This window comes from Vibrio sp. 2-2(8) (assembly GCF_963888495.1).
Classification (GTDB): domain Bacteria; phylum Pseudomonadota; class Gammaproteobacteria; order Enterobacterales; family Vibrionaceae; genus Vibrio; species Vibrio anguillarum.
Genome location: NZ_CAWPJM010000011.1, coordinates 536,688 through 562,867, shown reverse-complemented (window position 1 = coordinate 562,867; position 26,180 = coordinate 536,688). Strand labels below are relative to the sequence as shown.

Annotated in this window: 17 protein-coding genes and 1 other annotated feature; of the genes, 11 read left to right on the top strand and 6 right to left on the bottom strand. The window is 45.7% G+C overall.

What is annotated here, in order from left to right; all coding sequences use genetic code 11:
* Nucleotides 1–9: 9 nt before the first annotated feature.
* The 3 genes from gltB (AACV12_RS05400) to gltB (AACV12_RS05390) all read right to left on the bottom strand — a co-directional run bounded on the left by gltB (AACV12_RS05400) (nucleotide 10) and on the right by gltB (AACV12_RS05390) (nucleotide 10,903).
* Nucleotides 10–4,473: a glutamate synthase large subunit gene (gene gltB, locus AACV12_RS05400; protein WP_170900018.1), complete on the bottom strand. Its 4,464-nt coding sequence runs from the start codon at nucleotides 4,471–4,473 to the stop codon at nucleotides 10–12.
* 412 nt (nucleotides 4,474–4,885) lie between these two features.
* The gene (locus tag AACV12_RS05395) at nucleotides 4,886–6,355 is read right to left on the bottom strand and encodes a glutamate synthase subunit beta (protein ID WP_013856103.1); all 1,470 of its coding nucleotides are present in this window, start codon (nucleotides 6,353–6,355) and stop codon (nucleotides 4,886–4,888) included.
* Entirely contained in the window at nucleotides 6,356–10,903 is a 4,548-nt protein-coding gene (gene gltB / locus AACV12_RS05390; RefSeq protein ID WP_029189889.1) for a glutamate synthase large subunit, read from the bottom strand.
* A gap of 538 nt (nucleotides 10,904–11,441) precedes the next feature.
* Between gltB (AACV12_RS05390) and AACV12_RS05385 the strand changes: the two genes are divergently transcribed.
* The 3 genes from AACV12_RS05385 (at nucleotide 11,442) to AACV12_RS05375 (ending at nucleotide 15,267) form a co-directional block, all read left to right on the top strand.
* Nucleotides 11,442–12,377: a TIGR01212 family radical SAM protein gene (locus tag AACV12_RS05385; RefSeq protein WP_170900017.1), complete on the top strand. Its 936-nt coding sequence runs from the start codon at nucleotides 11,442–11,444 to the stop codon at nucleotides 12,375–12,377.
* Between the two features lie 99 nt (nucleotides 12,378–12,476).
* Nucleotides 12,477–14,816: an aerobic respiration two-component sensor histidine kinase ArcB gene (gene arcB / locus AACV12_RS05380; protein WP_170900016.1), complete on the top strand. Its 2,340-nt coding sequence runs from the start codon at nucleotides 12,477–12,479 to the stop codon at nucleotides 14,814–14,816.
* A 4-nt stretch (nucleotides 14,817–14,820) separates the two neighbouring features.
* Nucleotides 14,821–15,267, top strand: a complete 447-nt coding sequence (locus tag AACV12_RS05375; RefSeq protein WP_013856107.1) for a hypothetical protein — start codon at nucleotides 14,821–14,823, stop codon at nucleotides 15,265–15,267.
* Nucleotides 15,268–15,359: 92 nt separating this feature from the next.
* On the opposite strand, the gene arcA is transcribed toward AACV12_RS05375, so the two are convergent.
* Entirely contained in the window at nucleotides 15,360–16,076 is a 717-nt protein-coding gene (gene arcA / locus AACV12_RS05370; protein WP_013856108.1) for a two-component system response regulator ArcA, read from the bottom strand.
* 697 nt (nucleotides 16,077–16,773) lie between these two features.
* Here arcA and AACV12_RS05365 point away from each other — a divergent pair.
* Entirely contained in the window at nucleotides 16,774–17,259 is a 486-nt protein-coding gene (locus AACV12_RS05365; protein ID WP_170900015.1) for a putative 4-hydroxy-4-methyl-2-oxoglutarate aldolase, read from the top strand.
* Here AACV12_RS05365 and AACV12_RS05360 read toward each other — a convergent pair.
* The gene (locus tag AACV12_RS05360; RefSeq protein WP_017043071.1) at nucleotides 17,256–17,759 is read right to left on the bottom strand and encodes a hypothetical protein; all 504 of its coding nucleotides are present in this window, start codon (nucleotides 17,757–17,759) and stop codon (nucleotides 17,256–17,258) included. The two genes, AACV12_RS05365 and AACV12_RS05360, sit on opposite strands and share 4 nt — an antisense overlap.
* A gap of 242 nt (nucleotides 17,760–18,001) precedes the next feature.
* On the opposite strand from AACV12_RS05360, the gene thrL reads away from it, so the two are divergent.
* The 4 genes from thrL (at nucleotide 18,002) to thrC (ending at nucleotide 22,878) form a co-directional block, all read left to right on the top strand.
* Nucleotides 18,002–18,079: a thr operon leader peptide gene (thrL, locus tag AACV12_RS05355; RefSeq protein ID WP_100208354.1), complete on the top strand. Its 78-nt coding sequence runs from the start codon at nucleotides 18,002–18,004 to the stop codon at nucleotides 18,077–18,079.
* Nucleotides 18,017–18,134 (top strand) — a sequence feature (Thr leader region). Its footprint overlaps the gene before it by 63 nt.
* Before the next feature lie 29 nt (nucleotides 18,135–18,163).
* Nucleotides 18,164–20,623 carry a bifunctional aspartate kinase/homoserine dehydrogenase I gene (thrA, locus tag AACV12_RS05350; RefSeq protein ID WP_026027387.1) on the top strand — a complete coding sequence of 820 codons (2,460 nt, stop codon included), beginning with the start codon at nucleotides 18,164–18,166 and terminating at the stop codon, nucleotides 20,621–20,623.
* 18 nt (nucleotides 20,624–20,641) lie between these two features.
* Nucleotides 20,642–21,598: a homoserine kinase gene (gene thrB, locus AACV12_RS05345; RefSeq protein WP_026027386.1), complete on the top strand. Its 957-nt coding sequence runs from the start codon at nucleotides 20,642–20,644 to the stop codon at nucleotides 21,596–21,598.
* On the top strand, nucleotides 21,595–22,878 hold the full coding sequence (gene thrC, locus AACV12_RS05340) for a threonine synthase (protein ID WP_170900014.1): 1,284 nt from the start codon (nucleotides 21,595–21,597) through the stop codon (nucleotides 22,876–22,878). Before thrB ends, thrC begins: the two co-directional genes overlap by 4 nt.
* A gap of 109 nt (nucleotides 22,879–22,987) precedes the next feature.
* Here thrC and grcA read toward each other — a convergent pair whose 3' ends face one another.
* The gene (gene grcA, locus AACV12_RS05335) at nucleotides 22,988–23,365 is read right to left on the bottom strand and encodes an autonomous glycyl radical cofactor GrcA (RefSeq protein WP_026027385.1); all 378 of its coding nucleotides are present in this window, start codon (nucleotides 23,363–23,365) and stop codon (nucleotides 22,988–22,990) included.
* Nucleotides 23,366–23,663: 298 nt separating this feature from the next.
* Between grcA and nfo the strand changes: the two genes are divergently transcribed.
* From nfo to AACV12_RS05320, 3 genes are all read left to right on the top strand, one after another.
* Nucleotides 23,664–24,581 carry a deoxyribonuclease IV gene (gene nfo / locus AACV12_RS05330; RefSeq protein ID WP_088732823.1) on the top strand — a complete coding sequence of 306 codons (918 nt, stop codon included), beginning with the start codon at nucleotides 23,664–23,666 and terminating at the stop codon, nucleotides 24,579–24,581.
* A 271-nt stretch (nucleotides 24,582–24,852) separates the two neighbouring features.
* The gene (gene ung / locus AACV12_RS05325; RefSeq protein ID WP_026027958.1) at nucleotides 24,853–25,533 is read left to right on the top strand and encodes a uracil-DNA glycosylase; all 681 of its coding nucleotides are present in this window, start codon (nucleotides 24,853–24,855) and stop codon (nucleotides 25,531–25,533) included.
* Nucleotides 25,534–25,620: 87 nt separating this feature from the next.
* Nucleotides 25,621–26,172: a hemerythrin domain-containing protein gene (locus AACV12_RS05320; RefSeq protein WP_017047477.1), complete on the top strand. Its 552-nt coding sequence runs from the start codon at nucleotides 25,621–25,623 to the stop codon at nucleotides 26,170–26,172.
* Nucleotides 26,173–26,180: the final 8 nt, after the last annotated feature.

Genomic DNA, 26,180 nt, shown 5'->3' with positions numbered 1-26,180 from the left:
TCCTTCCAATTATTGCGCTTGAACGCGAAGTTCGGCGGCACTGCGGCTTTGATGGCCGAGTAGGGTTTGCAGATCCGCCGCTTGGGGTTTGATGAGATAGAACTTTGGAATCCATTCATCAAAGTTCGCTAAGATCTGTTCAGCATGCACCGACCCCGTCTCTTCCAAATGCTCGGCAATTAAACCACGTAAATGTTCTTGGTGAATGTAGAGATCTTGCAATGAAATAGCCTCTACTGATTCACTGTTGACTCGACCTTGGAAATCACCGTTTTCATCCATGACGTAAGCAAAGCCGCCCGTCATACCCGCGCCAAAGTTAACGCCTGTTGCGCCCAAAATGGCGACGATTCCGCCTGTCATGTATTCGCAAGCGTTATCACCAGCGCCTTCGATAACTGTGATAGTGCCAGAGTTACGCACACCAAAACGCTCTCCCGCTTTGCCTGCCGCAAACAGCTTGCCGCCCGTTGCGCCATATAAACAGGTGTTGCCGATGATCGTAGCGTCGTTGCAGTTAAAAGCGGTACCAAGGTGGGGTTTGATGACCAGCTTTCCGCCTGCCATCCCTTTACCAACATAGTCATTGGCATCGCCAGTAAGGTAAAGCTCAACACCACCCGCGTTCCATACACCAAATGACTGACCTGCTGTGCCATCGAGATAAATTTTAATCGGCGAGGCGGCTACGCCTTGGTTACCATAACGTTTGGCGATTTCACCAGATAGGCGAGCACCGAGCGAGCGGTCAGTATTTTGTACGTTGTAATACAAGCTGATCGATTGTTGTGCTTCAACTGCCGCTAAAGCGTCATCGACAAATTGTTGGTTAAGTTGTCCTTTATCAAACGGTGTATTGGGTTGAGTCCAGTAAAGCGGATGACCCTGAGCGGATACTGGCGCTTCCAATAAACCGGATAAGTCCAATTTGCTTTGCTTGGCGGTCATCCCTTCAAGTACTTCTAGTAAATCGGTGCGGCCAATCAGATCGGTGAGCTTTTCAACGCCCAACTGCGCCAAGTAACCACGGACTTCGTCGGCAAGACCGATGAAATAGTTCATCACCATCTCAGGTAAGCCTTTGAAATACTCTTTACGCAGCGTTTCATCTTGCGTTGCTACGCCCGTCGCACAGTTATTAAGGTGGCAAATCCGTAAGAATTTACAGCCCATCGCGACCATAGGAGCTGTGCCAAAACCGAAGCTTTCGGCACCTAAAATCGCTCCTTTAATCACGTCCAGTCCTGTTTTTAGACCACCGTCAACTTGAAGTCGAATTTTGTGGCGCAGGCCGTTTGCGACTAACGCTTGTTGGGTTTCAGCAAGGCCGAGTTCCCAAGGGCTACCAGCGTATTTTACCGAGGTGAGTGGGCTAGCCGCTGTACCGCCGTCATAACCAGAAATAGTGATAAGATCGGCGTAGGCTTTGGCAACGCCAGTGGCAATGGTACCAACGCCCGGCTCTGAAACCAATTTGACCGAAACCAAAGCTTTTGGGTTAACTTGTTTGAGATCGAAAATCAGCTGGGCTAAATCTTCAATCGAATAAATATCGTGGTGCGGCGGTGGCGAAATTAAGGTTACGCCTTGTACTGAATAGCGCAACTTGGCAATTTCTGCGGTCACTTTATGGCCGGGAAGTTGGCCACCTTCACCTGGCTTCGCTCCTTGCGCCACTTTAATTTGCAGTACGTCAGCATTGGTGAGGTAATGCGGAGTCACGCCAAAACGCCCTGATGCGACCTGCTTAATACGGGAGTTACGTTCAGTGCCAAAACGGCGTGGATCTTCTCCACCTTCACCAGAGTTGGAGTAGCCACCTAAGCGGTTCATTGCGGTCGCTAACGCTTCATGAGCTTCTGGGCTTAAGGCGCCAATCGACATCGCCGCAGAATCAAAACGTTTAAATAGCTCCGTACTGGGTTCGATTTTTTCCAGTGCTAGCGGTATCGCTGATTTTTTTAAGCGCAGTAAATCGCGTAGCATCGCAACGGGGCGTGCGTTGACCTGCTGGGCAAAGCTTTGGTAATCGGCGCTTTCACCTGATTTAACTGCGGCTTGTAAGGTACCAACCACATCTGGGTTATAGGCATGGTATTCACCACCATGCACGTATTTTAATAAGCCACCTTGTTCGAGTGTTTTACGTTTGGTCCACGCTTTGCGCGCTAAATTAAATAGATCTTGTTGGAAGTCTTCGAAGTTAGCACCTTGAATACGCGTGGTGACGCCTTTAAAACACAACTGAACTACGTCGCTATGTAGGCCAACCGCTTCAAACAGCTGCGAGCAGCGATAAGAGGCAACGGTTGAAATGCCCATTTTCGACATGATTTTCAATAAACCTTTGTCGATACCGTACCGGTAGTTTTGCATCACCTCGCGATAGCTTTTTTCCAACGTGCCATCATCAATCATTTTGCCGAGCGTTTCGTAGGCCAAGTAAGGGTAGACGGCTGTTGCGCCAAAGCCGATTAAGACTGCAAATTGATGAGGGTCACGTGCGGTGGCGGTTTCGATAATGATGTTTGCATCGCAGCGTAAATTGGCTTCGACTAAGCGAGTGTGTACTGCGCCCACGGCCATTGCCGCTGGGATCGGCAGTTTATCCTTATGCAAAGCGCGGTCAGATAGTACGATCAATACCGATCCTTGGCGTACGGCCTCCTCTGCTTGTTGGCAAAGTTCGAGCAAAGCTTGCTTGAGATCCTTATGCTGTGGATCGTAATTGATGTCTAAAATGGTATTGCGATAGTGTTTGTCGCTGAGCTCCAATAGCTGTTGCATGTCGGAATAGAGCAAGATAGGTGAATCAAAGGTAACACGATAAGCGTGACCATCGGTTTCACAGAACACGTTCATCTCTTGGCCGATGCTGGTGGCCAGTGACATCACGTGCTTTTCACGTAGTGGATCGATAGGCGGGTTCGTAACTTGGGCAAATTTTTGGCGGAAATAATCGGTAACCAAGCGCTCTTTCGAAGAGAGCACCGCCATCGGCGTATCATCACCCATTGATCCCACCGCTTCTTGGCCTACATCTCCCAGTACGCGCAGTACTTGATCAATCTCTTCGTTGCTCATTGCAAACTGTTTTTGATAGGTTTTCAGCTCGTCATTGTCAAAGCTGCGCTCGCCCACCAAGTCGTCACTGAGTTCAGAAAATGGCGTTAATCGGTGGACGTTATTTTTCATCCACTCGCCATAAGGGTGGCGGCTTTTGAGATCGTTATCAATTTCACTAGATTGCCACAATTTCCCATGGCGGGTGTCGATCACCAGCAGTTCACCGGGCCCAACGCGGCCTTTTTCAGCCACTTCATCGGGCGCGTAATCCCAAATTCCGACTTCAGAGGCGAGGGTGATGAGTTTATCTTTGGTGATCACATAACGCGCAGGGCGAAGGCCATTGCGATCAAGGTTACAGGCAGCATAACGGCCATCCGATAACACAATGCCAGCCGGGCCATCCCACGGCTCCATGTGTTTTGAGTTAAAGTCGTAAAAGGCACGAAGGTCTGGGTCCATATCAGGGTGATTTTGCCACGCCGGCGGCACTAACATACGCATGGCACGGAAAATATCCATTCCCCCCGCTAAAAACAGATCGAGCATGTTGTCTAAGCTTGATGAATCGGAACCTGTTTCATTGACAAATGGCGCGGCGGTTTGCAGATCCGGTAGTAGGGGAGAGGCAAATTTGTAAGCCCGTGCTCGCGCCCATTGACGGTTCCCTTCGATAGTATTGATTTCACCATTGTGCGCTAAGTAGCGGAACGGCTGTGCCAGTGGCCAACGTGGCTGAGTATTGGTTGAAAAGCGCTGGTGGAACAAGCAAATGGCTGATTCCATCCGTAGATCAGCTAGGTCAAGATAAAAGCGCGGTAGGTCTGCAGGCATGCACAAGCCTTTGTAAACAATGACTTGAGTCGATAGTGAGCAAATATAGAAATCACGATCTTCGGTGATCTGTTTTTCAATGCGACGGCGAGCAATGTAAAGGCGTCGTTCAATGTCTCGTTCACGCCAACCCGCTGGAGCACTAATAAAGACTTGTTGAATATCAGGCACGGATTCGGCAGCAATAGGGCCAAGTACAGCTTGGTTTGTTGGTACGGTTCGCCAGCCTGTCACTGTGAGTGTTTCTTGCGCCAGTTCTTTGTTGATAATATCGCGCGCTGATTGCGCTTTGACCGGATCTTGGCTGAAGAAAATCATACCAATCGCATACTGTTTGGCGAGCTTCCAGCCTTTTTCTTCAGCGATGAGTCGTAGGTAACTATCTGGTTTTTGTAGTAATAGACCACAGCCATCACCGGTTTTACCATCGGCTGCGATGCCGCCACGGTGGGTCATGCGATCTAATGCTGAAATCGCGGTTCTGACTAATTTATGGCTGGTTTGGCCTTCCATGTGGGCGATCAAACCAAATCCACAGTTGTCTTTCTCTAAACTTGGATCATATAGAGCCATTGCAATTCTCCCTTTGCTTCTCTGTCATCCAGACAGTAAATGACTAACTATTCTATTTTTGTTGTTTTAAGTGGGTAATTATGCGTTCATTCTCAATTTAAATTTTAACAAAAATGATTATTTTAATTTTCACTGACTTCACAACCTATAGCTTATGGTGCAAAAGGTCAAGTTGTTGGTGAAAAATCATGTTGCAATGGGATTTACCACCTAATCATCTAGATTAATATAATATATTCAATGAGATAGAATTTTTGTTGTTACAGTTTGTTAACGTGGGTAATCTCATGGAATAAGAATTAGCCATAAAAAAGGCCAGCATTAAATGCTGGCCAAAAAGTAGAACGTTGGAAGGAATCATCGCTGCTTAGCGCTCTGGATCACCTTGAACCAGCGAAAAGAGCGCGAGGCACTAGGCTGAAAGCATCAATGAGTCGGCTTTCGCTTCTAAGTTGGTGTTGCCCATCAAGTAAGCGTCGATCTCGCGTGCGCACTCGCGCCCTTCATTGATACAACGTACGACTAACGATTGTCCTGTGCGCATATCACCTGCAGCGAAAACACCTTTTTGGTTGGTCGCAAAACCTTGTGTTGCCACATTGCCACGCTCATCTAACTTGATATCAAGCTGAGCAAGTACACCATGTGGTTCTGGATGTAAAAAGCCCATAGCAAGGAAAGCCATATCACACGCAATAATACGTTCACTGCCCGCGACTTCATCAAAGTTCGGGCGCTCACCCGGTTTTGCATCTTGCCAAACGATATCAGCAACACGTAGCCCCGTGACTTGACCTTGCTCGTTGCCGAGGAACTCTTTGGTTAGAATATTCCAATGACGTTCGCAGCCCTCTTCGTGGGAGGTTGAGGTGCGCAAAATCATTGGATATTGCGGCCAAGGCATGTTGGCTGGGCGTTTATTGGCCGGGATCGGCATGATTTCAACTTGCGTGATGCTTGCGGCGCCGTGTCGGTTTGAGGTTCCGACACAGTCAGAACCAGTATCCCCACCACCAATTACCACCACATGTTTGCCCTTAGCGTGGATCTCGTCAGTTTTAAGATCCATGTTATTCGCGCGGCGGTTATTTTGTGCCAGAAACTCCATCGCAAAATGAACCCCTTTTAACTCTCGCCCCGGAATCGGCAGGTTACGAGGCACGGTAGAGCCACCAGTAAGCAAGATGACATCAAACTCTTGGCGCAGTTGCTGTGCGTTGATATCAACACCGATATGTGCGTTTACTTCAAACTTGACGCCCGCTTCTGCCATCAAATTGATTTTGCGATCAATAACGTCCATACCCAGTTTGAAATCCGGAATGCCAAAACGCAGCAGACCGCCGACTTTTTCATCACGTTCAAACACAGTAACTGAGTGACCCGCGCTGTTCAACTGCTCAGCTGCGGCCAAACCCGCCGGGCCAGAGCCAATGATGGCGATGGTTTTTCCAGTACGAGAACGCGGCTTTTTCGCTTTGGCATAGCCTTCGCGATAAGCCGTTTCCACGATGGTTTTTTCTATATTACAGATGGTAATGGGATCTTGGTTGATCCCGAGTACGCACGAACTTTCGCAAGGAGCAGGGCACACGCGACCAGTAAACTCGGGGAAGTTATTGGTTGAGCTTAAGATCTTCCAAGCTTCTTCCCAACTATCACGATAAACGGCATCGTTAAATTCAGGAATAATGTTACCGATAGGGCAACCGTTATGGCAAAACGGTACTCCGCAGTCCATGCAACGAGACGCTTGAGTATTAATTTTGCTACCAAACTCTTCGTTGAGGACAAACTCTTGGTTGTTTTGAATGCGAACCGTTGGATCGAGCTTTTTTGGCAGCTCGCGGCCATGTTCTAAAAATCCAGTAGGCTTACCCATTTATACGGCCTCCACTTCTTCCGTTTGTACTTGCGCAGCTGCAGCCTTGCGTTTTTGAAGAACCGCTTTGTAGTCACGCGGCATCACTTTCACCATTTGGGTGAGGTTTGCTTCAAAATTATCAAGGAATAACTGAGCCACTTCACTTCCTGTGAACTGAACATGCTTGTTGAGCATCTCACGTAGCAGATCGGTATCTTCTTGTTGCAGTGGGTCGAGATCAACCAATTCAGCGTTAAGCTTAGTTTCGAAGTCTCCATGTCGATTCCACACGTAGGCTACACCGCCGCTCATACCAGCCGCAAAGTTACGTCCTGTCGAACCGAGGATCACTGCGACTCCACCTGTCATGTATTCACAGCCGTGATCGCCGATACCTTCTACGACCACTTTAGCTCCTGAGTTACGCACGCAGAAACGTTCTCCAGCAAGGCCACGAATATAGGATTCACCAGAAGTTGCGCCATAGAAACAGACGTTACCCACCACAATGTTATCTTGCGCAATGATGGTTGAGCGCGTGTCAGGGTAGAGCACTAAGGTACCGCCAGATAAGCCTTTACCCCAATAATCGTTGGCATCACCTTCCACTTCAAACGTCACCCCTTTAGCAAGGAATGCCCCGAATGATTGTCCTGCGGAGCCGTTGAATTTAACTTTCATTGGCTGAGGTAGACCTTGGTCTTTATATACCTTCGATATTTCGTTCGACAGCATAGTACCCGTACTACGGTCAGTGTTGACGATAGGGAAGACTGCGTTAACCGCTTCGCCTTTCTCAAGCGCGGGGTTGGCTACTTGAATTAGCTGACGATCTAGCACGTTTTCTAGATGATGATTTTGCTTGGTTTGGCAATAAACACCATCTTCTGCACGAGGCTCTTGAATGTACAACACTGGTGACAAATCGAGGTTTTTGTATTTCCAGTGGTTGATGTTGTCACGCACTTTCAGTTTATGCGATTGGCCAACCATTTCATCGATAGTACGGAAACCCAGTTCAGCCATGATTTCACGTAAGCCTTGCGCCATGTATTGGAAGAAGGTGACGACATCGTCTACGCGGCCATCAAAGCGCTCACGCAAGGTTTTGTTTTGTGTCGCAATCCCTACTGGGCAGGTGTTTTTATGACACTTACGCATCATGATACACCCTTCAACCACTAGCGCAGCGGTGGCAATTCCCCACTCTTCCGCGCCTAACAATGTCGCCATTGCAAGGTCACGTGGTGTTTTCATCTGACCGTCACTTTGCACCACAATGCGATTACGCAGGCCATTTTTAAGCAAGGTTTGGTGCGTTTCAGCAAGGCCGAGCTCCCAAGGTAAGCCTGTGTGACGAATCGAAGACATCGGTGATGCACCCGTGCCGCCATCATAGCCAGCAATTAATACCACATCCGCTTTGGCTTTAGCCACACCGGAGGCGATAGTACCAACCCCGGCTTCGGAAACTAATTTCACGTTGACGCGGCCGGTACGGTTCGCGTTTTTCAAATCAAAGATCAGCTGCGCCAAATCTTCGATCGAATAGATATCGTGATGTGGTGGTGGTGAAATAAGACCGACTCCCGGAGTCGAGTGGCGTGTCGCGCCGATCCAATCATCGACTTTATCACCCGGCAGTTGCCCACCTTCACCTGGTTTCGCGCCTTGAGCCATTTTGATCTGTAGTTCATCGGCATTGGTGAGGTAGTAGGAGGTCACGCCAAAACGACCAGAAGCGACCTGCTTAATTGCAGAGCGTTCCCAATCGCCATTTTCTTTGCGTTCAAAGCGTGCTGGATCTTCACCGCCTTCACCCGAGTTGGATTTCGCGCCAATACGGTTCATCGCCACGGCTAACGTTGAGTGTGCTTCGTAGGAGATGGAACCAAACGACATGGCACCGGTTGCGAAGCGTTTTAAAATACGTTCAATCGGTTCCACTTCCTCAATGGGAATCGAACCGGCTGGATTTTTAACAAAATCAAGCTGGCTACGCAGCGTGGCAGCGTTGTCGCCTTGGTCATCTACCGCTTTCGCGTATTGCTTGAACTGCACATAATCTTTGTTGCGTGTTGATTGTTGCAGCAACGAAATCGTCTCTGGGTTAAACAGGTGTTTTTCGCCACGCTGTTTCCACTGATAAACGCCGCCCACATCCAACACTTGCACTGGAACTTCGCGAGTCGGGTAGCCCACGCGATGGCGAACTAACACCTCTTTTGCGATGTCATCAATGGTCAAACCTTGGATGCGCGATACAGTGCCAGTAAAGTACTTATCTACCACTGATTTGCTGATGCCCAACGCTTCAAAAATTTGCGCACCGTGGTAAGACTGCAATGTGGAGATGCCCATTTTGGAGAAGATCTTCAGCAGCCCGCCGTTGATGCCTTTGCGGTAATTGTCAAACAGATCTTTCGCTGCAATGGTCGGGTCGAGTTTTTTGACTCGTTGTAAATCGATAATGGTTTCAATGACTAAATACGGGTTAACCGCATTTGCGCCATAGCCAATCAATGTCGCAAAGTGGTGCGTTTCACGCGCGTCGCCGGTTTCTACCACTATGTCACATTTAGCTCGTAAGCCTTTGCGGATCAGGTGGTGATGAACTGCACCGACAGCGAGCATTGCAGGGATCGCCGCATGGTTTGAGTTTACCGCGCGGTCAGTCAATAAAATAATCGAGTAACCATCGATAACCGCATCTTCTGCATATTGGCAAATGCGTTTCAGCGCGCGCTCCAATTTGCCTTGATCTTCACTGGCTTGAAATACGATATCTAAGGTTTTCGCTTGCAGATGTTCGTTATCAATAGCGCGCAGTTTCTCAAGCTCAGAGTTGGAAAGAACCGGAGATTCCAATTCGACTTTTAAGCAGTGCAGGGGGGTCTCTGTCAGTAAGTTCTGATCTTTACCGAGGTAAGTATTGAGCGACATCACCATTCTTTCACGGATCGGGTCGATCGGTGGGTTGGTGACCTGAGCAAACAGTTGCTTAAAGTAGTTGGAGAGATGCTGTGATTGATGCGAAAGCACTGCTAGAGGCCAGTCTGCACCCATAGCCGAAAGCGGTTCATAACCGGTTTTTGCCAAAGGAAGAATGATTTCATTCACCTCTTCTGAGCTGACGCCAAACGACTGTTGGCGTGACATTAGACGCTCAGGAGCAGGTTGGCTGTACTGGTTGCTCGCTTCAGGCAGTTTTTTCAAGCTGAGGAGGTTCTCTTCAACCCATTTGGCGTAGGGCTGCGCATTCGCAATGCTGTCTTTCACTTCCTCATCAGAAATGATGCGTCCTTGCTCTAAATCAGCGACAAAGATACGTCCGGGCTGTAAACGGCCACGGTATTCCACGTTCTCTGGTGCAATTTCAACCACGCCAGATTCGGAAGCCATGATCAGAAAATCATCTTTAGTCACGGTATAGCGTGATGGGCGCAGGCCGTTACGGTCCAGTGTTGCGCCAACTTGTACACCATCAGTAAAACATACTGATGCTGGGCCATCCCACGGTTCCATAACGTTAGCATGGTATTGGTAAAATGCGCGGCGGGTTGGATCCATATTTTTATTTTCTTGCCACGCTTCAGGGATCATCATCATCAGGGCGTGTGGCAGGCTGCGGCCAGACAGAACCAATAACTCTAATGCCATATCGAAGTTGGCGGAATCTGAACTGCCTTCTTGGCAAATTGGCAGCAGCATGTCGATTTCAGCTTGTGTAAACAAATCTGATTCGAGGATCGCTTCGCGCGCTTTCATCCAGTTTAAATTGCCGCGTACTGTGTTGATTTCGCCGTTGTGAGCAATGTAACGGAAAGGCTGAGCTAAGCGCCATTTAGGGAATGTATTGGTCGAAAAACGAGAATGCACCAGTGCCAGCGCGGTCACCATGGTCGGATTTTGTAGATCAAGGAAGTACTGTGGTACTTGCTCAGTGGTGAGCTGACCTTTATACACCAAGGTTTTGTAAGACATGGAGTTGATGTAAAAATCATCACCAATGTTAGATACACTTTCTAAGCATACGCGAACGGTGTAATTACGCAGAACGTACAATTTACGCTCTAATTCTGCGGGGGTGGTACTTGGGCCACCGGAGATGAAAACGTGCTCAAATTGAGGCTCAGTGCTAAGTGGGTCTGCGCCAATCATGGAGTTATCGGTTGGCAAAACGCGATAACCCAGTACTTCTAAATCGAGTCTCTTGGCGTTGCGTTCTAAAATATCACGACACTGGGCGCGTTTGTGCTCATCTCTTGGAAACAGCACCACGCCGACGCCGTACTTTTCAAACGAAGGCAGTTTTAAGCCAAGTTTAACGGTCTCTTCAAGTAAAAACTCATGGGGTTTTTGTAATAAGATACCTGCGCCATCACCAGAACATGGGTCACAGCCTTGGCCACCACGGTGTTCCATACGAGCAAGCATGTCTAAAGCTTGAGTCACAACTTGGTGAGACTTACGGTTTTTCAGGTGGGCAACAAAACCGATACCACAAGCGTCATGCTCCAATTCAGGAGTATATAGACCTCGTGAATCCTGCTCTCTATCTACCATAGATACATCCTTCCAGTTCAATTTAGACGCACGTGTGCTAAGGCATACTTAGCGATGCGACTTGTCCTTTAATTGTTATCAATCTAAACCTGCCTGTGTTGGCGGGTTCGAATCCTTTCCGTCTCTCGCCGGAAAAATATGGCGAGAAAAACATTCCTTAGTGATATTCAATTTATTTATGCCACTTGCTAGTGGTTTGTATAGGAGGGGTGCGAATATCACCGATTTTTCCACAACTATTTATGTAAGGAATATCACAAAAAATAGGGCGGATGTGTAAGTATCCTACAATTTTGTTTATAGGAATTCCAACGAAAACTCATTTTAGTCGCCCATTTTTTTCGTTAAAAATGCATGCACTGTTTAACATTGGTGCAACATTAAGCAAATAACGCTGTTTTTATGAATGTTTATTGATTTTTGTTAGGTTGGATAGTGTTTGATACGGCTACTCTTTGTGAATTTATTTTGCAGGGATGTAATTTAGTTACATAAATCTAACTGAGATTCATTACTATCTATAAGCGGTATTTCTTCAATGCAATTACATCAACTGGTTAACACGATCGGCCAAGATCTGCAGCGCCGTTATGGCGAAAAAGTTCACAAGCTGACCCTGCATGGTGGTTTTAGCTGTCCGAATCGAGATGGCACGATTGGGCGAGGTGGTTGCACCTTCTGTAATGTCGCTTCTTTTGCTGATGAAGAAACACAAGCCCAAAGTATTGAGCAGCAATTGACAGAACGCGCTGGTGAAATCAAACGTGCCAAAAAATATCTCGCGTATTTTCAAGCTTATACCAGTACCTATGCGGAAGTGCAGGTGTTGAAAAATATGTATCAGCAAGCGCTTCAATCGGCTGACATTGTTGGGTTATGCGTCGGCACTCGGCCTGATTGTGTACCCGATGCTGTGCTCGATTTATTGGCCGATTATGTGCGACAAGGTTTTGAAATTTGGCTCGAACTGGGTTTGCAAACCGCCAATAATCAAACACTCAAACGGATCAACCGTGGTCATTATTTTGAATGTTATGCGTTGATCACTGAGCGCGCTCGAGCCTTGGGGATCAAAGTATGCACGCATCTCATTGTGGGGCTACCTAAAGAAACTCGTACCGATAATCTTCAAACCTTAAAGCAAGTCTTAGCGGTAGGCACTGATGGTATCAAGTTACATGGGTTGCATATTGTTGAAGGCAGTACTATGGCCAAAGCGTGGCGAGCAGGAAAATTACAAGCGCCAACGTTAGAAGAGTATGTTTCCATTGCGAGTGAATTGATTCAAATGACGCCGCCTGAGATCATTTATCACCGAGTCTCGTCAGCCGCCCGGCGGCCGACCCTGCTTGCGCCACTGTGGTGTGAAAATCGTTGGCTTGCGATGACCGAAATAGGTCGAGCACTTAATCAAGGTGGCGCACAAGGCTCACTCTTAAGTCGACCGTTTGTCTATACGCTTCCAAACAGCTAAAGATTCAAGCAATTTCGCAAATCCTTGTGATTAACTTGGCTGACGAATCGACGTTAAACGCGTTAGACTAGTGGCACTGTTATTACATGGAAGTGTTTAATGAAACCCATGAAAAACCTTGCCCAGTACTATGTCGACCTATTGGTCAAACTGGGCATTCTCCGTTTCTCCATTCTTCTTGCGCTCGCTTTAGTGGCCTTGGCAGTGGTGGTGCAAGTTGGTATCACGCTGGTGCTCAATGGTTATGTTGATGATATCGACATCGTTCGTTCCGTCTTTTTTGGTTTATTGATCACGCCTTGGGCGGTCTATTTCCTTTCTGTGGTGGTCGATCAGTTAGAAGAGTCACGTCAACGTCTCTCGAAGTTGGTTTCTAAGCTCAAAGACATGCGCTCACGCGATCAAGAGCTCAATTATAAGCTTCAGCAAAATATCGAAAAACTCAACCAAGAAATTGAAGAGCGAATTAAGGCAGAGGAAGCGCGTGAAGAGGCGATGGCCGATTTAGAAAACGAGGTCTATCAACGCGAAAAAACGCAGCTTGAATTGGCAGAAAGAACCGCCTTATTGCGCTCTTTTATCGATGCCTCTCCTGATCTGATTTACTACCGTAATGCGAACGGCGTTTTTTCTGGCTGCAACCGAGCGATGGAAGAGCTAACGGGCAAGCGTGAGCATCAGTTGGTTGGGTTAACTCCGTGGGATGTCTATAGCAAAGAAGTCGCGCAACAGATCGTTGAAACTGACGAAAAAGTGTTTGCTGACAATCAAGCCATCACTTATGAGCAGTGGCTTGAATACCCTGATGGCCGCAAAAACTATTTTGAACTGCGTAAAGTCCCTTTTTATAGCAAAGATGGCCGCCACTTAGGGTTGGTGGGCTTTGGGCGAGACATTACCGAACGTAAACGCAATCAAGAGTCTTTGGAAAAAGCGAGCCGGGATAAAACCACCTTTATTTCGACCATCAGCCACGAATTGCGCACACCACTCAACGGTATCGTTGGTTTGAGCCGCATGTTGCTCGATAGCCCCATGACCCCAGAACAGCGTAAGTACATGCAGACCATTAATGTCAGTGCCATTACGTTAGGTAATATCTTCAACGATATCATTGATATGGATAAGTTTGACCGCCGGAAACTAGAACTACTGCCAGCGCCGTTGAATTTTGAAGAATTTGTTGCTGAAATTGAAAGCATCTCGGCGTTGATGGCAGAGCAAAAAGGGCTTAGGTTTGATCTCGAACGGCTCAGTGATTTACCTGTTGCGATTGAAGTGGATGCTACGCGCCTGCGTCAGGTATTGTGGAACCTGATAAGTAATGCGATGAAATTTACCAAAGAAGGTGGCGTCGTCATGACGGTCTGCGCTGACATTGAGGATAAGTTTGCGCACATTACCATGGAAGTTGAAGACACAGGCATTGGTATACCAGAGGCTGAACTCGATAAAATCTTCGCCATGTATTACCAAGTTAAATCAGGTAAGGACAATTTGCACGCTGTTGGCACGGGGATTGGCTTAGCGGTATCTCGCCAGTTAATCAACTTAATGGATGGTGATATTTCTGTGAGCAGTGAAGAAGGTTTTGGTAGCACCTTCACCGTTTCAATTCGTGTGCCTTTGGCACAAGATGCCCAATTCAAACCAACGTTACCCGTTCCTCAAAAAAGTTTAGCCATTTTTATGGTTGAAGATATTGAGCTCAATATTACAGTTGCTCGTTCTTTGCTAGAAAGTTTAGGACACACGGTTACCGTCGCTATGACAGGTGAAGAAGCCAAACAAAAATTTGTGCCGCAAGAGTACGATCTGGTTTTCCTCGACATTCAATTGCCAGACATGACCGGGTTTGATGTCGCTGCGTTTTACCGAGAAACTTATGATAACCTTCCGCCATTAGTCGCATTGACCGCCAACGTATTGAAAAATAAAGCTGAATATCTAGAGAAAGGGATGGATGACGCGATCAGTAAACCATTGTCAGTACTGGCGATTCAAGAGGTGATTGCAAAATTCACCCATAGTGAGGCGATTCAACTTGCCGACGCTAAGGTTAAGGCTGCCTCAGAAGAACACAGTGAGTTGAACACGCATTTGCTCGATCTTGAAATGCTTGAGTCTTATATCGATATTGTTGGCCCGAAACCTGTGCTGGAAAGTATCCAAATGTTCGAGCAGATGATGCCCAGTTACGTTGAAGTGCTAGACTCCAATATGGTAGCAAAAGATCAAGCAGGCATTGTTTCAGAAGCACACAAAATCAAGGGTGCTGCGGGTTCAATTGGTTTGAAACACATCCAAAACGTTGCACAAAAGGCACAGTCACCAGAGCTACCTGCTTGGTGGGAAAATATTGGTGACTGGATAGATGAAATTAAAAATGGGTATCAACACGATATTCAAGTCTTGAAACAATGGTTAACTCAAAGGTAATGGTATGAAAAAAATCGGGTTGGCTTCATTAGTCATGGCGCTACTATCTGGCTGTAGTTCACCGCAAGTGAATTGGCTGCAGGACAGCAGTGCCGTGATATCAAATATCACCATTGGGTTGAAAAGTAACCTTTGGATCAATCAAATGCCTACAGCTAATGAGAGCGAAATACCTCTTGTGCATGGGACATTAAGATTGGATTCGTCGGCAATATTACCTGCCAATTTAACGATTGACGCGTTGATGGTCCAGCAAAGGGATAAAAATTGGCTGGTGGGCAGTGAATCGTTAGATTTACGGACTCAAAGTGAAGATCAATGGGAAGTTGTGTTTGAATGGCCGATGCAGCTTAATGTGGATAAGCCCGTTAATGTAGCTTTGCAATTGAGCGATGGTACAACAGCGCAGTGGCTTATCGAAAAGAGCGTCTTCATCGACAAAGTCTATTAGATTTATAGAACGGCTCCACGCGCAGTAGTCAGCCATGAAAAAAGCCCTTTAACCTGAGGTTAAAGGGCTTCTAACTATCTGGGGGTAGACGTTTAGTCTTCTAGATCACCACAGAAGCGGTAGCCTTCGCCATGAATTGTGGCGATGATCTCTGGCGTACCTGATACTGATTCAAAGTGTTTACGGATACGACGAATCGTCACATCTACTGTTCTGTCGTGTGGTTTCAATTCACGGCCAGTCATCTTTTTAAGCAAATCTGCGCGAGTTTGGATTTTTCCTGGGTTCTCACAGAAGTGCAGTAAAGCGCGGAATTCTGAGCGAGGAAGCTTGTAGCCTTCACCATCCGGATTCACTAAAGAGCGGCTATTGATATCCAATACCCAACCGTTGAACTCATATTTTTCCACACTGCGTTTCTCTTCTTGAGTCGTATTGGTATTCATTGAACGACCTAGAAGATTACGAGCACGAATCGTCAGTTCACGTGGGTTAAATGGTTTGGTGATGTAGTCATCAGCCCCGATCTCTAAACCGAGGATTTTATCAACTTCATTATCACGACCAGTCAAAAACATCAGTGCAACATTAGCCTGTTCACGAAGCTCACGAGCTAACAGAAGGCCGTTTTTACCTGGTAAATTGATGTCCATAATGACCAAGTTAATGGGGTTATCAGACAGCACATGGTGCATCTCTTCACCGTTACTGGCCTCAAAAACAGCGTATCCCTCTGCTTCAAAAATACTCTTAAGAGTGTTACGAGTTACTTGCTCATCTTCAACGATAAGAATCTGCGGGGTTTGCATTGGCGGTACCTAAACTTGTGAAAAAATTGTGCTAATAGAATTAATTGTAGGCAAAAAATTGCAACATACAGGTAATCTGCTGCCGATAATAAACTAAAGTTTTGAAAAAAACACTTACTTCAGTTGCCCGCCGTCCTTAGGCATATCTTGCATTGAGGTCTCCATACCCTCGGTGTTCTACTAGTCTTTAAGGCGGATTCTATAATGTTAACAGCATGCTAACAACGGCAGAATGTTAATTCCAATCACTTTGTTGATTTACATCAAGAGTTCTAATGTAACAAATATTAATCGTCTTAAGCAGTTGTAAATTTACACCACATTACCCATGCAAATAGCATGCTTTTTGGGGATTTTCGCTGGGGATGGTAGCATTAGGCGTAATGGGCTTTACCTCACATAGAAATTTACCAGCAAAGAACTTGTTAACTCGATACTTGTCAAAAAATGGGAATTGCGTAAAAAATCAACGTTTACAGCGGGGGATATCGCACTATTATGGATGTCACCAATATGAATATTCAGTCTTTTAAATGCAGTTGGCCGCCAAGTTATGCTCATTCTCAGCGGGTTTTTCTTTGCATCGTTTGTATGAATAGGTGAGTAAAGTATCTGGCATTATGGTTGATTGAGCTGTGGTTTTACAGCGCGTCTAATGTGTCAGATGAAAATAATAAACAATAATCAAGGAAGAAGGATGATAGATATCACACCAGATATTTGCGATAAATTTGAATCGCAAATCAATATATTGGATTTGCCTTTGCAAACTTTTGGTTTAAGGAGTGCTTTTTGGGGGCAAATTGTCACCGTGCGTTGCTATCACGATAACTCTAAAGTTCGTGACATATTAAGCCAAAATGGTAAAGGGAAAGTTTTAGTCGTCGATGGTAACGGTTCGTGTCAAAGAGCCTTATTGGGTGACCAACTGGCGATCATGGCGATTGAAAACGGTTGGGAAGGGGTCATCATTTATGGAGCGATACGCGATGTTGCTGCGTTATCGCAAATGGATTTAGGCGTGAAAGCGTTAGCTAGTTGTCCACTTAAGACCGATAAGAGAGGTGCAGGCGAAATTAATGTGACGCTGACTATCCTCAACCAGATGATTCAGCCGGGTGACTATGTTTATGCCGATTGGAATGGTGTTTTAACGTCAACTCAAGCGCTAGACTGGCACTAGAATCTGAAACCCACCCCAAATTGAACGCCTTGTTGCCACTCTTGATAATCAAGGGTGGCATGTAAATCAACGTTTTCTGACAGTTGAAGTCTGCTAGATAGCTCCGCCGCCATAGCATCGGCACTGCTCGTATCATTCGGATTACTGGCGGCTGACCGTAAGGTGCTTTTTAGTGATAATTTTGGGGTTAGCTGGTAGCTAAGGCCACTTAAAAAACCACTTTCGGATCCGTAGTCGGAATTATTTATCCTCGCTCCAATGTACAGATCTAAATTGTCAAAAAGGTTATAAGAATAACCGCCATCAATAGTCCAACTATCAAATTGTTGACCATCACTTTCGCTTGAAAGAAATAAGCGATGTGGAGATTGGCTCTGTGAAGAAGGAAGTGCAGGTAAGGTATTGGCCATGCTAGATAAAGAAACAAGCAGAAATAAACATAGTGCAACTTTTAGTTTCATCTGCCTCTCCTTATTCTTGTTTTGAGTTACTGCGTCCACTGCGGTAACAACAATTAAAGCACAAATTTCACACGATGACAGCGTTATGTATATAGCATTTTGTTATTTGCTTATGTGTAAAATGGTTGCACTTAATGTGCAATAAGTATCTTATTTGTGTTGTGTTTTTTAATTTGATTAATTCGGAATGACTATAAAAAATAGCAGATTTTCGTTGACTAATGATGACGAAGTAAGGTAAACGTAAAGGCAATTAAACACACGAGTATTTAAATTTTTCTATGTTACAGCGCAGCCTAGTAGTAATGACAACCACCATTATTATTACCGACATGACACATGTTGGGGCGGGCCGCTGAGCGAAAAGTTTTTACAAAAAAGGCCTGTATCCCACCAGATACAGGCCTTTTTTTATACCAATTTGAACTGTTTTGGAGGAAGGGATGCGAGTATTAAAGTTTGGAGGTTCATCGTTAGCCGATGCTGATCGTTTTTTAAGGGCGGCAGATATCATCGTTAACAATGTACAGCAAGAAGAAGTCGCCGTTGTGCTCTCTGCACCGGGAAAAACCACCAATAAATTAGTGGCAGTTATTGAGAGTGCTTTGCGTAATGGCGAAGCAGAACGCCAAATAGCGGAGCTTGAATTCTCATTTTTCGATCTACTCGCTGGCATCAAAGCACAATTGCCTAATGTGGATTCGGCCGCTTTTGACAATCAAGTAAAAACGTCACTTTCTCAGCTGCGTCAATTTGTACACGGCATTAATTTACTCGGTATGTGCCCAGACAACGTCAATGCGCGCATTATCAGTAAAGGTGAGCGAGTTTCTATCCAACTGATGAAAGCGGTACTTGAAGCAAAAGGACAAGCGGCTGCATTGATTGACCCAGTACAATATCTTTTTGCTAAAGGTGAGTACCTTGAGGCAATGGTCGATGTTGAGATCTCCACGCAAAATTTCAAACAAAATCCACTTCCGCAAGCGCATGTTAATATTATGCCGGGTTTCACGGCTGGTAATGAAAAGGGTGAATTGGTCTGTCTAGGCCGTAATGGCTCGGATTACTCTGCGGCTGTGCTTGCGGCATGTTTACGTGCAGATTGTTGTGAGATTTGGACCGATGTCGATGGCGTTTATAACTGTGACCCACGTTTGGTTGCGGATGCTCGTTTATTAAAATCACTCAGCTACCAAGAAGCGATGGAGCTTTCGTATTTTGGCGCGTCAGTGTTACATCCCAAAACCATTGCACCGATTGCACAATTTCATATTCCGTGTCTTATCAAAAACAGTTTTAACCCTCAAGGCGCAGGCACGCTGATTGGTCAAGATACTGGTGAAGATAAGCTGGCTATCAAAGGTATTACTACACTCAATAATTTGACTATGGTCAACGTCTCCGGCCCAGGCATGAAAGGCATGGTCGGCATGGCCAGCCGTGTATTTGGCGCGATGTCTGCCGCAGGCGTTTCTATTGTGCTGATTACACAATCCTCTTCAGAATACAGCATCAGTTTCTGTATTGAGGCGCAAGATAAAGCCCTTGCCAAAAGAGCATTATCGGAAGCGTTTGAACTGGAATTAAAAGATGGCCTACTTGAGCCTGTCGAGTTTATGGATGACGTTGCGATTGTCACTCTGGTTGGTGACGGCATGCGCACTTCGCGCGGAGTGGCTTCTCAATTTTTCTCATCGCTGGCTGAAGTTCACGTCAATATTGTTGCCATTGCACAAGGCTCTTCCGAGCGAGCTATTTCGGCGGTGATTCCAGAAGATAAAATTTCAGAAGCGATCAAGGCTTGTCATGAAAATCTCTTCAATTCTAAGCATTTCTTGGATGTGTTTGTGGTCGGTGTTGGCGGTGTCGGAGGCGAATTAGTTGACCAAATTCATCGTCAGCAAGCCAAACTAGCCGATAAAGGAATTGTGATTCGAGTGTGTGGCCTTGCGAATAGTAAGGCACTATTACTGGATAGCGAAGGCTTGCCGCTGGAGCATTGGCGTGATCGAATGCATAGCGCGAGTGAAGAATTTAGCCTCGCAAGGCTTATCTCTCTAGTGCAGCGTAACCATATCATTAACCCTGTCTTAGTTGATTGTACTTCCAGTGAAGTGATTGCCAACCAGTACGCCGAATTTCTGGCTGCGGGTTTTCATGTTGTGACGCCTAATAAAAAAGCCAATACCGCAAGCATGGCCTACTATCACCAGCTGCGTGAAGTGGCGCGCAACTCGCGCCGTAAACTGATGTACGAAACGACGGTTGGTGCTGGTTTACCTGTGATTGAAAACTTGCAAAATCTCATTGCCGCTGGTGATGAGTTGGAAAAATTCAGCGGTATTTTATCTGGCTCTCTCTCGTTTATTTTCGGCAAACTGGATGAAGGTATGACACTTAGTCAAGCTACGCAGTTAGCTAAAGACAAAGGTTTCACTGAGCCTGATCCTCGTGATGATCTGTCGGGAATGGATGTGGCTCGTAAGCTGTTAATTTTAGCTCGTGAGGCGGGAATGCCTTTAGAACTGGATGATGTAAAAGTCGATCTTGCTTTGCCACCGGGTTTCGATATTTCGGGTACAGTTGAAGAGTTTATGGCGCGCTTGCCGCAGGCTGATGCTTATTTCCAAGAGTTATCCACTAAGGCAGCAGCCGAAGGTAAGGTATTACGTTATGTTGGTGAAATATCAGAGGGCCAATGCAAGGTGAAAATTGCAGTGGTCGATGAAAATGACCCAATGTTTAAAGTCAAAGATGGTGAGAATGCATTGGCGTTTTATAGCCGTTATTATCAACCGATTCCATTGGTGTTGCGTGGTTATGGGGCGGGTACAGAAGTAACAGCAGCAGGGGTGTTCTCTGATGTGATGCGCACCTTAGGTTGGAAGTTAGGGGTTTAATTGATGAGTTCAAGTGACATGAGTGTGGTGGTGTATGCCCCAGCTTCAATTGGTAATGTGAGCGTTGGGTTTGATGTTTTAGGGGCGGCCGTGTCGCCAATTGATGGCAGTTTATTGGGGGATCGCGTTGAAGTTAAAGCGGGCAGCGAACCTTTTGTACTCGAAACAGCAGGTCGCTTTGTCGACAAGCTGCCTGAAGATCCAAAGCAGAATATTGTTTACGATTGCTGGCTTGTTTTTGCCAGAGAGCTTGAAAAAAAGAGCATTGCAGTAAAGCCGTTGCAAATGACGTTAGAAAAAAATATGCCGATTGGTTCAGGCTTAGGTTCGAGTGCTTGTTCAATTGTTGCAGCTTTAGATGCGTTGAACCAGTTTCACGGTAACCCACTTAATCAAACCGAGCTTTTAGCGCTGATGGGCGAAATGGAAGGCAAAATTTCAGGCGGTATACATTATGATAACGTTGCCCCCTGCTACTTAGGCGGCGTGCAATTGATGCTTGAAGAGCTAGGTATCATCAGCCAAGAAGTGCCTTGTTTTGACGATTGGTATTGGGTGATGGCGTATCCTGGGATTAAAGTTTCCACAGCCGAAGCGCGAGCGATCTTACCTTCACAATATCGTCGACAGGACATCATTGCGCATGGCCGTCATCTCGCAGGTTTCATTCATGCTTGCCACTCAGGTCAGCCTGAGCTAGCGGCTAAACTGATCAAAGACGTGATTGCTGAACCGTATCGTGAGAAACTTCTGCCCGGCTTTTCGGATGCGCGTAAATACGCTGCATCAGCCGGAGCGCTCACCACTGGCATTTCCGGCAGTGGCCCAACACTGTTCAGTATTTGCAAAGAAAAAGAGGTTGCCGAGCGAGTTGCTCGTTGGCTTGAACAACATTATGTACAAAATGAAGAAGGATTCGTCCATATTTGTCGCTTAGACAAAAATGGCTCGACCGTTACAGGAAGTGCTCTATGAAGCTTTACAACATAAAAGAAAATGATGAACAAGTCTCTTTTGGCCAAGCCGTACGCCAAGGATTAGGACGCAATCAAGGGCTATTTTTCCCAGCAGAGTTGCCTCAGTTTGAAGATATTGACGCGTTACTAGCCGAAGATTTTATCTCTCGTAGTACAAAAATTCTCAGCGCCTTAATTGGCGATGAATTACCAGCAGAGCAAGTGAATGCGATGGTTGATGCGGCTTTTCAGTTTCCAGCACCGATTAAGCAAGTGAAAGACGGCATTTATGCTCTAGAGCTTTTCCACGGTCCAACGCTGGCATTTAAAGATTTTGGTGGTCGCTTTATGGCGCAGTCACTGGCCGCCGTTTCAAATGGTGGACAGATCACCATTTTAACCGCGACTTCTGGTGATACTGGCGCTGCGGTGGCTCATGCCTTTTATGGAATGCCCGATATCAAGGTCGTGATACTTTACCCTAAAGGTAAGATCAGCCCGTTACAGGAAAAACTCTTCTGCACTCTGGGCAACAATATTCACACTGTCGCGATAAATGGTGACTTTGATGCTTGCCAAGCGTTAGTTAAGCAGGCTTTTGATGACGCCAAGCTTCGCCAAGAGATCGGTTTAAACTCTGCAAATTCAATCAATATCAGTCGTTTAATGGCACAAATTTGCTACTACTTTGAGGCCGCATCACAATTAAGCAAAGCGCAGCGTGAAAACTTAGTCATCTCCGTACCGAGTGGCAACTTTGGCAACCTAACCGCTGGTCTGTTGGCAAAAGCATTGGGCTTACCTATCAAGCGTTTTATCGCGGCAACCAATGCCAATGATACCGTTCCTCGTTACTTAGAAACGGGTCAATGGGATCCAAAACCCACGATCGCGACCACATCGAATGCGATGGATGTGAGTCAGCCGAACAACTGGCCGCGCATCGAAGAGCTTTGTCGCTTAAAGGGCTGGGGGCTAGATACCTTAGGTAAAGGTGCGGTATCTGATGCACAAAGTGCGGATTCAGTTCGTGAACTTTACGCGCAAGGTTATTTGTGTGAACCGCATGGTGCCATTGCATATCGAGTTTTGGATGAGCAGTTACAAGCGGGAGAAACGGGGCTATTTTTGTGTACTGCGCACCCTGCCAAATTTAAAGAAGTCGTTGACGATGTGCTAGGTACTGACATTGAATTACCAGCTCCTCTTGCAAAACATGCAGTGATGGCGTTGCTTTCTGAAGAGTTAGACAATGATTTTGACGCTCTAAAAACGGTGTTAAGACGCGTTCAGCCTTAAAGAGATCCTGATTTCATCTTATTGAAGTCAGGATGATATTCCTCTAACGATAAAAATGGCGCTCATTGAGCGCCATTTTTGGATATGAATATTCTCATCAACGCTATGATTATAGCGTCTCAGTGAAGGTACGTGCGATAACGTCACGTTGCTGTTCTTGAGTCAATGAGTTGAAACGAACAGCGTAACCAGAAACACGAATCGTCAGTTGCGGATACTTCTCAGGGTGTGCAACGGCATCTTCAAGAGTTTCACGCTTAAGAACGTTCACATTTAGGTGCTGACCGCCTTCGATGCGAGGTGCTGTTTCAATCGCAACTTCACGGCTTTCATACTCACCAAGGTCGCTGACCGCGATAACTTGATCTGCTTGGTAGCCTGCGTTAGCGGCAACGCAACGTGCTTCATTCTTTTCGTTATCGAGTAACCAGATAGAATTTAGTAGGTTGTCGTTTGCTGCTTTTGTAATTTGAATGCCTTGAATCATCACTATCTCCTAGTCCACTTAAGTGGCGTTATTGGTGTTTATTTTCTAACTTTGTTGAGTTGGTTATTATATAGCTAATATCCTTAAAATTAATATTGATTTAGGTCAAAAAACAACGATAAACATTGATAATATGGGGTTTATTTTATTGATTTAAATCAATAAAGCATTTAAAAACAATGAGTTCTACTTTTTTTTAATACATAAAATATTTTTTATTTATTGTTTTGTTGTAATTTTACTACATTTTTAGCGCGTGTTTGACCTAAGTAACAGAAAATCAGACAATTGAAGTCCAATGTTGAAAGTACAAAGTGATTTAATGACAAATAGAATTCAGGGCTGTGGAATGAAATTTATTGGTGCTCATGTATCGGCCTCTGGCGGCGTTGACCAAGCCCCATTGAGAGCGAGAGAAATTGGAGCAAATGCATTTGCTTTATTCACTAAAAACCAGCGCCAGTGGGTTGCTAAACCGCTCGAAGAGGCAACCATTCGCGCTTTTAAGGCTAACTGCCACATGCTTGGTTTTAAAAGTGAACACATTTTGCCGCATGATTCATACCTTATTAATCTGGGCGCGCCAGAAGCCGATAAGCTTGCTAAGTCACGCGAAGCTTTTATTGATGAAATGCAACGTTGCCAGCAACTGGGGCTAACGCTTCTGAATTTTCATCCGGGTAGTCACCTTAAACAAGTCTCAGAAAGTGAATGTCTTGCGACAATTGCAGAATCGATAAACCTTGCACATCAAGCCGTGCCTGAGGTCGTTGCTGTGATTGAAAACACCGCAGGGCAGGGGACGAATCTAGGCTGGCGTTTCGAACATTTAGCCGAAATTATCCAGCAAGTTGAGGATAAATCGCGAGTAGGTGTGTGCCTTGACACGTGTCATACTTTTACTGCAGGTTATGATTTGCGCACAGTTGAGGCGTGCGAGGCAACCTTTTCAGAGTTTGATAGCGTGGTGGGAATGCACTACTTACGTGCAATGCACATCAACGACTCAAAGGCAAAGTTTGCCAGCCGTGTTGACCGCCATCATTCTCTAGGGCAAGGCGAAATTGGTTGGCCATGCTTTGAATTTATTGCCAAAGATGCAAGGTTTGATGGTATCCCATTGATTTTAGAGACAATCGATCCTGACATTTGGGCCCAAGAAATTCAAACATTAAGAGATCTACACGCGCAATCAGTAGATTCAGTAGCATCTTAAATAAGTTGGCATCTTTCTTTCATAAAGACAAAGGCATAGCCGCGTCAAAATGAAGGAGGATGTCACTATGTTTCATATGATCTCACGTTCACCATCAATAGCTCGACCACCAGTCCGATTGCCTATACCTAACCGACATGTGAACGGTCAAGGGCATACTCGAACGCCACAAAAATCACATTAACTGGCAAAAGCTCTGTGACATTGACTCATGCAGTGGTGGCTTTTTATGGTTACAATGCTGTAATTAGTTAATTTGCAGAGCGTTGTTATGACTCAATCATTGACTTGGCACGATGTTATCGGCCATGAAAAACAGCAGGAGTATTTTCAACAGACGATAGCGTTTGTTGAAAAGGAAAGGCTGGCGGGGAAAGTGATTTATCCACCTGCTGCTGACGTGTTTAATGCGTTTCGTTTTACCGAATTTGGCGATGTTAAGGTTGTGATTTTAGGACAAGATCCTTATCACGGGCCAAATCAAGCTCATGGGTTATGTTTTTCGGTGTTACCCGGCGTTAAAACCCCACCTTCACTGGTCAATATCTATAAAGAGCTGGTGCAAGATATCCCCGGTTTTGTTACTCCTCAGCACGGTTACCTAAAAAGTTGGGCCGAGCAAGGGGTACTATTGCTCAATACCGTATTGACCGTTGAACAAGGTATGGCGCATTCGCACGCTAATACTGGTTGGGAAACCTTTACCGACCGGGTGATTGAGGCGGTAAATCAGCAGCGTGAAGGTGTTGTCTTCCTGTTGTGGGGTTCACACGCGCAGAAGAAAGGCAGCATGATTGATCGCAGTAAACATCATGTATTAGTAGCACCGCATCCTTCTCCTCTTTCTGCGCATCGAGGCTTTTTGGGCTGTAAACATTTTTCAAAGACTAATCAATTACTTATTGAGCAGGGGAAAGCGCCTGTGAATTGGCAACCCGTATTGGATAAGTGATTAATTGATGTTTTTTCGAGCAGGGTCAAAACAAGCACGCTGAAGCTTTTATACACTTATCTAAAATAAGTGTAATGGAGAAGCACAATGATGATTGAAAGGATCCGTAGAGAACACGGGTATATGGCGCGTTTGCTTGCCATTTTGCGAGATAAACAACGGCAATTGAGTAATGAACAAAGTATCAACTACTCTTTAGTGAGAGAGATTATTGACTACTTGGCGACGCATTCAGAGTCAGTACACCACCCCAAAGAAGATATTCTCTATCACTATTATATTGATCATTATGGTCAACATAATGATATTCAAAATTTAGCGAGAGAACATGTAGAACTTTCTGAGAAAACTCATGCTTTTCTAGAGATTGTCGATATGATTTTGCAAGATGCTGTTGTACCACAGCACGTGTTCATCGAGCAGCTTGATGCATTTATTTCTTCCCAGAAGCGTCATCTGGAGTTAGAAGAACAATCGGTTTTACCCTTGATCAGCCGCACCTTTAATGTGACTGATTGGCAAGCGGTGGAGGCGAGCTGGCAACAATCCGAAGATGACCCAGTATTTGGTGAGACAATTGCGGAGCAGTACCAACAATTAGCTCACCGAGTTCGACAAACCGCACAAGAGTGCCAGTAATCTCTGCT